Here is a 10,326-nt window from a genome sequence, read left to right as displayed (position 1 = left end):
ACACCGAACGTCGGGCGGGCATGTATTCTAACCAACTGAACTACATGTAAAATGAAAAAAGCCCAGATCTCTCTGAGCTTTTTGCGGTCTGGACGGGACTCGAACCGGGCGGCGTTCCGTACGCGGCCCCATGCGTGACACCGAACGTCGGACAGGCATGTATTCTAACCAACTGAACTACATGTAAAATGAAAAAAGCCCAGATCTCTCTGAGCTTTTTGCGGTCTGGACGGGACTCGAACCCGCGACCCCATGCGTGACAGGCATGTATTCTAACCAACTGAACTACCAAACCATTAAAAAAAAGAACTTCAAGCTGGCCTCATGCGTGACACCGAACGTCGGGCGGGCATGTATTCTGACCAACTAAACTACCAAACCAATACTTAAAGAACTGCAACTTTTCTCTGGCGGTCTGGACGGGACTCGAACCCGCGACCCCATGCGTGACAGGCATGTATTCTAACCAACTGAACTACCAAACCAGATTTTTTACAAACTTATTCCTGTAAAACGTGGTGCAAAATTACCATTATAAATTTCCGTTGCAACACTTAGAACATCAATTTAGTTATTTTCTTTGTAAAATATCAGACTTCTGATTTGAATATTCTGAAAATGAAATAGTTGACGCAGAATAAAAATGACATATATAAAAGACATTGCTGCCGAGCTGGAAAGACTCGCGCCAATAAGCTATCAGGAAGGATATGATAATGCCGGCTTGTTGGTTGGTTCCCCTCAAACCGAAGTAAATGGAATCCTTTTCACTTTGGATGTAACCGAAGAAATCGTTGCCGAGGCAATAGAAAAGAAGTGCAACCTCATTGTAGCTCATCATCCGATCGTTTTTAAGGGCTTGAAAAAACTGAATGGGAAAAATTACGTTGAACGTACCGTCATCAAAGCAATTAAAAACGACATTGCCATTTATGCTATTCATACTAACCTTGACCACGTCAAACATGGAGTAAACTGGAAGATTGCGGAGCTCCTGGGATTGCGGAATTTGAAAGTTCTCTTACCTAAAAAGCAGCTTCTTACCAAGCTCACCTTTTTTTCACCGGTTGAAAATACTCAGGCCATTCTCCGCAAACTTTTCGAGGCAGGTGCCGGTAAAATCGGTGACTATTCGAACTGTAGTTTTCAAACCAGTGGGACCGGATCTTTCCTGCCAGGTGAGAACGCAAACCCAACGCTGGGCGATGTTGGCAGGCTGGAAGTAGTGACAGAGCATCGTGCAGAAGTGATGTTCCCCTCCTATTTGGAATCGAAAATACTCGCTGCTTTGAAAACAGCACATCCATATGAAGAAGTCGCGTATTACCTGACCCTCCTCGAAAATGAGAATCAGGAAGTGGGAGCCGGAGCAATTGGTGAGTTGGCGCAACCAATGCGATCAGAAGATTTTCTCAGACATTTAAAAGGTCAAATGCAGGTTTCCGTGGTTAAATACACGGAGCCGGCGTTTGATTATATTGAGAGAATCGCAGTGTGCGGCGGTGCGGGGAGTTTCTTGCTACCGGAAGCAATTTGCCAAGGAGCTCAGGTATTCGTTTCAGCAGATTATAAATACCACGAATTCTTTGATGCAGAGGGCAAGATTATGATCTGTGACATCGGACATTATGAAAGTGAAGTCTTCACGAAAATTCTACTTCATAAACATTTGTCAGGAAAATTTAGTAATTTTGCACTCTGTTTGTCGGAAGTCAATACCAATCCAGTCCGATACTTTGTGTAGAATTAAGTTTCTCTCAACTTATCAGTCTGATTACCTGTTGAAATCCGATTGACAATCTTCACTTATTACGCATTGAAACACGTCCATTAAAGACATACATGGAAAACACAATCGCTCAAAAATTAGATGCTCTCCTGAAATTACAGGAAATTGATTCAAGCCTTGACGAAATACTAAAAACCCGCGGCGATCTTCCCGAAGAAGTTCGCGACCTGGAAGATGAAATTATCGGTTTCGAAACGCGTTTAGGAAAATTCAAGAGTGAAATTGCCAATCTGAATACCGAAATAGACAATTTCAAGAATGCGCAAAAAGAAGGTGAAAAGTTGATCAAAAAATATAAGGATCAACAAATGAATGTTCGCAACAACCGCGAATATGATGCAATCACCAAAGAAATCGAACTGCAGGAGCTGGATATGCAACTTGCTGACAAAAAAATAAACGAAGCAAAAGCCCGGATCCGTTTGATCGAAGAAGATGCAAACCGTGCAGAATCAGTTCTGAATGAAAGAAACGAAGATCTGAAAGCTAAAAAGGGTGAACTTTCTGTAATAACAAACGAAAGTGAGGCAGAGGAAAAAGCACTGATCGCTGAAAGGGAAAAGCATATTAAGAAAGTTGAAGACCGCTTGCTGAAATCATATCAAAAGATCCGTGACAATTCATTGAACGGTCTCGCGGTTGTACATGTTTCTCGCGGCGCATGTGGTGGCTGTTTCAGTATTGTTCCTCCACAACGTCAGGCTGACATTCGTGAACGCAAAAAATTGATTGTTTGCGAACATTGCGGACGTATTCTTGCAGATGTCGAAAGTGTTGAGCCAGTTCATCAACGCAGATAATATTGAAAGTAAAAAGCATAGAAGGTTGTCCTCGCAGACAACCTTTTTTTATGTCAAAAAAAATGGAATGGAGATTGTTCAGATTGGTTTTCATCATAGTTCTAAGCTGTATTTGTCTGTCAAAGAATGCGGTAGCCCAGATTACCGTCGAATTTTCGCCAAAATTACAAAAAGCCTATTTCGAGATTCAAAAGCTTCGTCTTAACCCGGCGAGACAACTAGTAGAAAGTGAAAAGTCTTCTCCGGAAATCAATGCATTTATTCCCTACCTGGACAGCTATGGAGATCTTCACTATCTCCTAATTTCCGAAGACATCGCTGCTTACAAGCAGTTTACGGAACAGGAGGGAAAAAGACTGGAGATTATTGGCAAACTTCCCGACAATTCACCCTATAAACGCTTTCTGCAAGCCGAGATACGACTGCATAATGCATTTGCAAAACTAAAGTTCGGGAGCGAGGTGGGCGGGTCCTGGGAAATCATCAAGGCATACAAGCTACTGGAAGAAAACCACAGGAAATTTCCGGATTTTCTCCCGACACTCAAATCTCTCGGTTTATTACATGTGTTGATCGGCTCCATTCCAGAGAATTACTCGTGGGTAGCAAGAATCCTGGGATTGAAAGGAAACATAAAAGAAGGTATCGCGGAGATCAGACTAGTCGAAAAGGAAGAACCTTTTTTCCGTCAGGAAGCGGAACTGGTTGATTTGCTATTGCATGCTTATACACTTCAATTAAGCGCCGCACAATTGGCCCGACTCAAACAATGGCCGAAAGAACAACGCGATAATCTGCTGCTGCACTTTTTCGCGACAACCGTATGGATGAAAGAAGGGAAAAGTGAAGAAGCCGCTGAATTTTTAATGGACGTACCCACCGGCAACTCCTACATCGCATTCCCATTCCTGAATTATCTACGCGCGGAAATCCATTTACAGAAGGGAAATTACGCGTCTGCGATTCGTGATTATCAGCTGTTTCTGAGTCAGTATAAAGGTTTTAACTACATTAAGGATAGCAATTTCAAAATTTTTATGTGCTTTTGGCTTTTGGACAAGAGTGCAGAAGCGAATGCATACATCAGTAAGATCAAAACCTCTGGGAAAACGATTATCGAGGCCGACCAGTTTGCAGAAAGAATAGCGCAGGAATTTAGCGCGGGCAAGATTGGAGCCCAGCAAAAAATTCTCTACCGGGCGAGGTATGCCACAGACGGCGGTTTTCTCACCGAAGCATATAAGCTGATCGAAACCAGCACAGAGACAAATTTTCCATCGGAGTCAGAAAAAGCAGAATTCAATTACAGAAAGGCACGGATCCTCCAAAAATTAGAAAAAAATTCTCAGGCAACCCCTTATTTCCAGCGCTCGATTCAGCTGGCGCAAAATATTTCCCCTGGATTCGCCGCGTTGTCAGCGTTGCAGCTAGGATATGTTTACCTCTCAAAAAAGGACCTTGCGAAGGCAGCAGCCTATTTTAAGCAGGCAATTTCCTACAAAAAACATGAGTACAAAAACAGCGTCGACAACAAAGCTCGGGCTGCTCTCACACAAATGGAAAAATAATTTGTGACTTTTCGTACTTGTCTGCGTCTAAAATACATCTACCTGAAATGTATTTGTTATGCGCAAAAAAAGAAAGTCTTACAATCCCAACAACATCAGTACCTGGTTTGAGGAAGACCGCCCCCGGGAAAAATTATTACTTAAAGGCAAGTCGGCTCTTTCGGATGCAGAACTAATTGCGATCCTTATTGGCTCGGGCACGTTTGAAATGTCTGCGGTGGATGTAGGAAAGCGGATTATGGGATCGGTCGGTAACAATATCAATGCGCTGGCGAAATTAAATGTGCCTGATCTTACGCAGATCAAAGGAATCGGCGATGCCAAAGCGATTACGATTGTCGCGGCAATTGAACTTGGCCGCAGACGAAGTGATATTCTCACGAACAAGAAAAGGAAGATTAACGGCTCTCAGTCCGTTTACCTGGAAATGCGTCAATACCTGCTGGATAAGGCCAATGAGGAATTCTGGATCCTGCTGTTGAACCGGGGAAATTATGTAATGAAGGCCTTACAGGTCAGTGTGGGTGGCGTATCGGGTACGGTTGCGGACGTGAAAATGATATTCAAGCTGGCGATCGAAAATCTGGCGAGTTCGCTGATCCTGGTTCACAATCATCCTTCCGGACAACTTATTCCAAGCCACGCAGACAAACTGTTGACGTTACAAATAAAAGAGGCAGGCCAATTGCTCGACCTGCCCATTCTTGATCATATGATATTTACGGATGATGGTTTTTACAGCTTCCTCGACGACGGAGAACTTTAAGTTAAAAGATCTGATCTTTCTTCACCAGTTCGCCTAACTCGGCATATGTAATTGTGAATTCGATGCCGCCGCGTACATATGGCGCTATTTCGTAGGGATTATAGTAAAACAGCAGGCCATTTGAGGTAAAAACATAATTCGCAGGCATGAAAAACCGATGATTCAAAAGAAAGTACCCCGATTGTTCCAAATCAGCCTCGGGACCTAGCTTTTCCAGTTTTCTGAAATGTTGTTCGACTAATTTCAACAGCGCAACCGAATCGGTAACAAATGTTTTCATTTCTCTTTCATTGCCCGTTTTTGCATCGAATGCATGAAATGACCTGAAACTATTGGGGTGCGCTCCGCCGGTAAATGCGTAATGATCCAGCTGATAAAACAGAGCTTTGGAGGTGGTCATGACAGTATCGCCTTTCAAATCAACCTGCCAGCAGCCAGGAGCGTCAGGCATTTGTTTTTTAAAGTCAAGGTAATTCTTTTGGAAAACTTCAAATGCACCTTTGACGCTCGCTACCGCTGCGGGGTTCGCGGCAATGCTCGCTGAGTCGGCGTAAGAGTTAATGCGTTGAATCAATTTTTTAGCCAGACTCCCGCGAATTACTCTGGCCGCCTTCGTAGAGTCCGAAGGCTCCCACAAACTGACTTTGATCGCCACACCCGCATTAGTTGTAGTATCACAATCACCGAAGTTCGTTTCAATGACTTTACCTGACTGAAGAATTTTTATCTTTTCGTTTTCCCTTTTTGATGCCGTATCGCACCCGAAGAAAAGTAATGACCCAAATGAAAACCAGAAAATAACTTTCGGAGAACTAAACATACTCATACTCGATCAGACATTTAAAGACTCATCAGTTCCTTGAAACGGATGGCCTGACGACGTGAAATTTCGATTTTGTCGCCACCCTGAAGTGTTACAAGAAGCCCGCCACTGAACCATGGCTCAATTTTCTCGATCCAATGCAGGTTAATAATGTGTTTACGATTAGCCCGGAAATAGGTATTCGGATCTAGCCTTTCTTCCAGGTTGTTCAGCGATTTCAGCACCAATGGTTTTTGATCGTCAAAATGCAGACGAACATAATTTCCCATGGATTCGAACAATCTGATTTTACCTAGTTTCACAAACCAGCATTTCTCCCCGTCTTTGACAAAAACCTGATCGTTGGCGCCCAGAACCTTTTCAACGCGCTCGTGCGGATGTGCCGCCGTTTCCGGCTGCGCCTGATTTTCCTCAATCCGCTGAATAGTATCTTTAAGTCGTTCTGTATCAATGGGTTTTAAAAGGTAATCCAACGCATTGAATTCGAATGCCTTGATCGCATATTCGTCGTAGGCCGTGGTGAAGATTACTTCCGGAGTTTTACCTTCAATGGATGAAAGCAGTTCAAACCCGTTTTTGCCGGGCATTTGGATATCCAGAAACAATAATTCCGGCTGCAATTCGTCGATCAACTTCAATGCTTCCTCCGCATTGGCAGCTTCTCCAACGATTTCAATCTTGGTATATGGTTCGAGCAACCTTTTTAACTCGTTTCTCGCTAAACGCTCGTCATCAACAATTAAAGTCCTCATGGCAGATCAGTTAGGAATTATGAATAGATATTGAATACTTAATTAGTTACCCGTCCCCGATTCTTCCCCCACCATCATAACCCCCTCCGACAACATTGGAATTTTGACTTCCGAACAAACGACATCCTTCTTTTGCTGAAAGATCCTGAACGTAGCACCTTTCCCATATAGAATGGACAATCGTTCGGCCGTATTTTTCAGCCCTACACCACCCGATTCCGTGGTCCCCAAATTTCCTGAATTGAAGATTGTGATCACCAGAAGCTCATTGGCAATTTCCGATTTTACTTCGATAAAACCGCCACCCATTTCTTTGGATACCCCGTGTTTGATCCCGTTTTCGACGAGCGTTTGCAACATCATCGGCGGCACCTGCCAGTAAATAGCCTGTGGATTTGTGGTAATGGTGTAGCTTAGTCGGTCCTCGTAACGCACTTTTTCAAGTTCAAGATAGTCCTCAACCGTTCTCAATTCTTCCTGCAGATCAACCGTTTTACGCCGGTCGGCGAGAAGAGAATTTCTCAGAATATTGGAAAGCTGCGTGATACTGAGCTGCGCTTTCGATGGATCTTCGTAAACCAGTGCACGAATGCTATTCAATGCATTAAATGTAAAATGAGGATTAAGTTGAGAACGCAGAACCTTTGCCTCGGCCTCTCTCATCGACATTTTCAGCATGATCTTCTCATAGCTCGCTAACCGGGTTTGTTCTACATAATGATAAACCGTGTAAGACAAAATCCAGGCGAGCAGGTTTTTACACCAGTTAGCGTAGTATCCCCAAAAAATCAGTGGCTGGTTCAGCAGGTTATTTTCGAGCATTTCACGATCCATCGGCTGATTGATCATCGTCATAATCAGCCCAAGCCATAAAACCGAACCTATTACTCGTAATGCAAGCCGGGGAAGTGGAAGCGACGACCAGTTCCATTTGCGGATAACAAGCCGGTAAACGTGTGTGAGACAGATTCCGAGGAGAATATTTGCGAGAGCTGTGTAAAATTCGCTTAACTCAAAACCATATTCAAGTACATAAGGCACATACTCGAACATGATAAGCAATGTCCAGCCCAGAATTTGTAGAGTCCAATAAGTACGTTTTTTGGACATGAAGTTTAGATTGCGCTGAATGTCTTTTGATGAATCGCAAATGTAAAACTGCGTTCTAAACCTTCGTGTTTTACTACATCAAAGGAAACGAATCTACACAAGCGGCTTTTACAAAGTTTGCGGAATTTCCAGCGAAAGCAAATGGGTTATGTCATTTGATACTTCCAGGTCAAATTTTTGGGTATCATAAGAATAGTTGACTTTGTAAAGGCACAAATTACTGTGCTCATAATCATCCATTTTAACCAGTGGCTGATTGAAAAGGGCAGTCAACAAAACGCGCATGGCACGACCGTGCATGGCAATGAGAATATTTCGTTCGTGCGGACGTGAAAGGATCGTTTCGATCACCGGCAACTGACGCTCCCTGACCTGCACGGGACTTTCACCGTCTTCGGCTGCAAGATCCACCTGTCCGTTACGCCAGGCTGTTACAAGTTCACGGTAATAATTGTTATCTCCGGTATTGGGCTCCCTTCCTTCGCGGGCCCCCCAGGAAATTTCATTGAGTCCGGCGTAACTTTCGTGAGGTATGCCAAGCTTGATGAACCCACGAACAGTTTGGTGTGTTCGCTTTAGATCGGAAGTATAAATTTTGTCAAAAGGAACATGTTGATAGGCATCAAAAAAAGCAGCAGCCTGGGCTTCACCCCATTCATTCAACAAAGAATCTACGCCGCTTCCCTGAACAACTCCTCTGCGATTAAAATCCGTTTCACCGTGGCGAATGAGATATATAGATTTTCTTTTCAAAATAAATAGTACTATTTAAATATTAATTTTGCAAATACCCTGTTTTTAACTCAATAAAGCCAATACAAATTTATATATTTTTTAGATATGTTTACCAAAACACCGACGATTGATCAGCTGCATGCTCTGAGCCAAAATACCATATCAAATCACCTCGGGATTGAGTTTACTGAAATCGGCGCAGATTATGTTGTCGCCAGGATGCCCGTCGATAACCGGACGCATCAACCGTTTGGTATACTGCATGGTGGAGCTTCGGTAGTACTCGCAGAGACGCTGGGCAGTATCGCATCATATTTGACGATCGCCGACGACAATCAGCAGGCAGTTGGTCTGGAAATTAATGCGAATCACCTCAGGCCTGTAAAAGAAGGGTTTGTTTACGGTAAGGTCACGCCGATACACGTTGGTCGGACAACACATATCTGGGATATCCGGATTACGAATGAGCAGGATAAATTAGTGTGCATCAGCCGCCTCACAGTCGCTATTGTGAATGCGGGCCGCTGACATTATTTTGCAAGGAATTAACAAACGAGAAACCAAAATTTTAAATGCTGGCAGTAGAAACGGAGAATGAAATTTCGCTTTTTGAGGGATTAAAAATCCAGGAATTGTGGGGAGCATCGAAGCTAATGGGATTTCCTTCCGCATTGTGGCGCCTTCCTCATACCAACGAAATTAAGCTGCTTATTTCCATTAACGACGGCATTCGCCGGATTCAACCCGAGATAGAAAGGTTATCACCAGGATTTCTAATCAGTGATTTTCACTGGGAAGAAGGTAAAGATGTTCTTTTTCTCGAAGGCGACATTATACTTACTTTTTCAGAAGAAAATCAACTCTCCGCTGTCGAAAACAAACTCGGGAATGAACATCCCGAAGTCAAAAGACTTGTAGAGCTTTCGCAAACCCGGAAATCGGAGCAGGTAACGGAAACGCACAATGAAATTGGTGTAACCGCATTACCTTCAGATGCGGATTCTAAAAGCCGTTTTCAGCGTACGGTTGAACTGGCAGTTTCGGCGATCCGGCAAAATCAATTTAAAAAGGTAGTGCTTTCCCGCACAAAGGAGCTCCCCTACTCCGAACATTTTAAACCCGCGGAAGCATTTTGCAAGCTGGCCAAGGTGTATCCGCATGCATTTATATCTCTGGTTAATCTTCCTGAACAAAATGAACTGTGGCTTGGTGCCAGCCCCGAACTGCTGGTGCGGCAAACGTCCGCTGGTATATTTAAAACCATGTCATTGGCTGGAACGCAGGGAGGACGTAACGAGAAAAACGAAGTTATCCCGAAATATGAGATCCGCTGGAATGAGAAGGAGATCGAAGAACACGCGCTGGTAAGCCGGTATATAGTAGAATGCTTTAAAAAGATCCGGTTGAGAGAGTATTTAGAAACCGGCCCGAAAACGGTACTCGCTGGAAATTTATACCATTTAAGAACTGATTTTGAGGTAGATACCGTTGCATTGAATTTTCCGGAACTGGCGTCTGTCATGCTACCGCTTTTGCATCCTACTTCTGCAATTTGCGGGGTTCCAAAAATTACGAGCCTCAAATTTTTGAGTGAAATCGAGGGGTACGACCGGTCGTTTTACAGTGGGTTTCTTGGTCCGGTGCAAATGGAAGGCGACAGTAATCTTTATGTGAACCTCCGTACCGTCCGCTTTAAAGATGGAAAAGCCACTTTCTTCGCGGGCGCTGGAATAACCGGGGATTCGGTTCCTGGAAATGAATGGGAAGAAACAGAACTGAAATGCGACACCTTGCTGAGAGTCATTGGGGACACATTTTAAAATATTTTCCATAATTAAACTTTTATAGTAGAAAAAAGTCTAATCCGTTTTAGATTAATATATAATTTTGGGTACGACTCTCAGGATAATATATTAAATTCTTTAAACAGCCCCATAATCTTTAAGCCCCGGAATTTCAAAACCGCTATGAATTCTATCAGTA

Annotated in this window: 10 protein-coding genes and 3 tRNA genes; 6 read left to right on the top strand and 7 right to left on the bottom strand. The window is 43.5% G+C overall.

Annotated features, from left to right (window positions below):
• Positions 1-87: 87 nt before the first annotated feature.
• The 3 genes from LZG72_RS21540 to LZG72_RS21530 all read right to left on the bottom strand — a co-directional run bounded on the left by LZG72_RS21540 (position 88) and on the right by LZG72_RS21530 (position 485).
• Positions 88-181 (bottom strand) — tRNA-OTHER (locus LZG72_RS21540).
• 40 nt (positions 182-221) lie between these two features.
• Positions 222-295, bottom strand: a tRNA-Asp gene (locus LZG72_RS21535).
• A 113-nt stretch (positions 296-408) separates the two neighbouring features.
• Positions 409-485 (bottom strand) — tRNA-Asp (locus LZG72_RS21530).
• Positions 486-643: 158 nt separating this feature from the next.
• Here LZG72_RS21530 and LZG72_RS21525 point away from each other — a divergent pair.
• The 4 genes from LZG72_RS21525 to radC all read left to right on the top strand — a co-directional run bounded on the left by LZG72_RS21525 (position 644) and on the right by radC (position 4,923).
• Entirely contained in the window at positions 644-1,744 is a 1,101-nt protein-coding gene (locus LZG72_RS21525; RefSeq protein WP_233876994.1) for a Nif3-like dinuclear metal center hexameric protein, read from the top strand.
• A gap of 98 nt (positions 1,745-1,842) precedes the next feature.
• Positions 1,843-2,589: a zinc ribbon domain-containing protein gene (locus tag LZG72_RS21520; RefSeq protein WP_233876992.1), complete on the top strand. Its 747-nt coding sequence runs from the start codon at positions 1,843-1,845 to the stop codon at positions 2,587-2,589.
• Positions 2,590-2,639: 50 nt separating this feature from the next.
• Complete coding sequence (locus tag LZG72_RS21515) at positions 2,640-4,157, top strand: tetratricopeptide repeat protein (protein WP_233876990.1); 1,518 nt, start codon at positions 2,640-2,642, stop codon at positions 4,155-4,157.
• Positions 4,158-4,215: 58 nt separating this feature from the next.
• On the top strand, positions 4,216-4,923 hold the full coding sequence (gene radC / locus LZG72_RS21510; RefSeq protein WP_233876989.1) for a RadC family protein: 708 nt from the start codon (positions 4,216-4,218) through the stop codon (positions 4,921-4,923).
• A 1-nt stretch (position 4,924) separates the two neighbouring features.
• Here radC and LZG72_RS21505 read toward each other — a convergent pair whose 3' ends face one another.
• The 4 genes from LZG72_RS21505 to LZG72_RS21490 all read right to left on the bottom strand — a co-directional run bounded on the left by LZG72_RS21505 (position 4,925) and on the right by LZG72_RS21490 (position 8,361).
• A complete protein-coding gene (locus LZG72_RS21505) occupies positions 4,925-5,749 on the bottom strand; it encodes a DUF3298 and DUF4163 domain-containing protein (RefSeq protein ID WP_233876987.1) in 825 nt (274 codons plus the stop codon).
• 14 nt (positions 5,750-5,763) lie between these two features.
• On the bottom strand, positions 5,764-6,498 hold the full coding sequence (locus LZG72_RS21500; protein ID WP_233876985.1) for a LytTR family DNA-binding domain-containing protein: 735 nt from the start codon (positions 6,496-6,498) through the stop codon (positions 5,764-5,766).
• 42 nt (positions 6,499-6,540) lie between these two features.
• Positions 6,541-7,608, bottom strand: a complete 1,068-nt coding sequence (locus LZG72_RS21495) for a sensor histidine kinase (RefSeq protein WP_233876983.1) — start codon at positions 7,606-7,608, stop codon at positions 6,541-6,543.
• Between the two features lie 108 nt (positions 7,609-7,716).
• On the bottom strand, positions 7,717-8,361 hold the full coding sequence (locus LZG72_RS21490) for a histidine phosphatase family protein (protein WP_233876981.1): 645 nt from the start codon (positions 8,359-8,361) through the stop codon (positions 7,717-7,719).
• An 87-nt stretch (positions 8,362-8,448) separates the two neighbouring features.
• Between LZG72_RS21490 and LZG72_RS21485 the strand changes: the two genes are divergently transcribed.
• On the top strand, positions 8,449-8,871 hold the full coding sequence (locus LZG72_RS21485; protein WP_233876979.1) for a hotdog fold thioesterase: 423 nt from the start codon (positions 8,449-8,451) through the stop codon (positions 8,869-8,871).
• Between the two features lie 44 nt (positions 8,872-8,915).
• On the top strand, positions 8,916-10,163 hold the full coding sequence (locus LZG72_RS21480) for a chorismate-binding protein (protein ID WP_233876977.1): 1,248 nt from the start codon (positions 8,916-8,918) through the stop codon (positions 10,161-10,163).
• Positions 10,164-10,326: the final 163 nt, after the last annotated feature.

Origin of the sequence: Dyadobacter sp. CY323 (genome assembly GCF_021390245.1) — a bacterium.
GTDB lineage: Bacteria > Bacteroidota > Bacteroidia > Cytophagales > Spirosomataceae > Dyadobacter.
This window is presented reverse-complemented; position numbering and strand designations above follow the sequence as displayed.

Coding starts and splice junctions, on each gene's coding strand:
- LZG72_RS21495 (WP_233876983.1), bottom strand. CDS start 7,608: ATGTCCAAAAAACGTACTTATTGGACTCTACAAATTCTGGGCTGGACA.
- LZG72_RS21500 (WP_233876985.1), bottom strand. CDS start 6,498: ATGAGGACTTTAATTGTTGATGACGAGCGTTTAGCGAGAAACGAGTTA.
- LZG72_RS21480 (WP_233876977.1), top strand. CDS start 8,916: ATGCTGGCAGTAGAAACGGAGAATGAAATTTCGCTTTTTGAGGGATTA.
- LZG72_RS21515 (WP_233876990.1), top strand. CDS start 2,640: ATGTCAAAAAAAATGGAATGGAGATTGTTCAGATTGGTTTTCATCATA.
- LZG72_RS21485 (WP_233876979.1), top strand. CDS start 8,449: ATGTTTACCAAAACACCGACGATTGATCAGCTGCATGCTCTGAGCCAA.
- LZG72_RS21520 (WP_233876992.1), top strand. CDS start 1,843: ATGGAAAACACAATCGCTCAAAAATTAGATGCTCTCCTGAAATTACAG.
- LZG72_RS21505 (WP_233876987.1), bottom strand. CDS start 5,749: ATGAGTATGTTTAGTTCTCCGAAAGTTATTTTCTGGTTTTCATTTGGG.
- LZG72_RS21525 (WP_233876994.1), top strand. CDS start 644: ATGACATATATAAAAGACATTGCTGCCGAGCTGGAAAGACTCGCGCCA.
- radC (WP_233876989.1), top strand. CDS start 4,216: ATGCGCAAAAAAAGAAAGTCTTACAATCCCAACAACATCAGTACCTGG.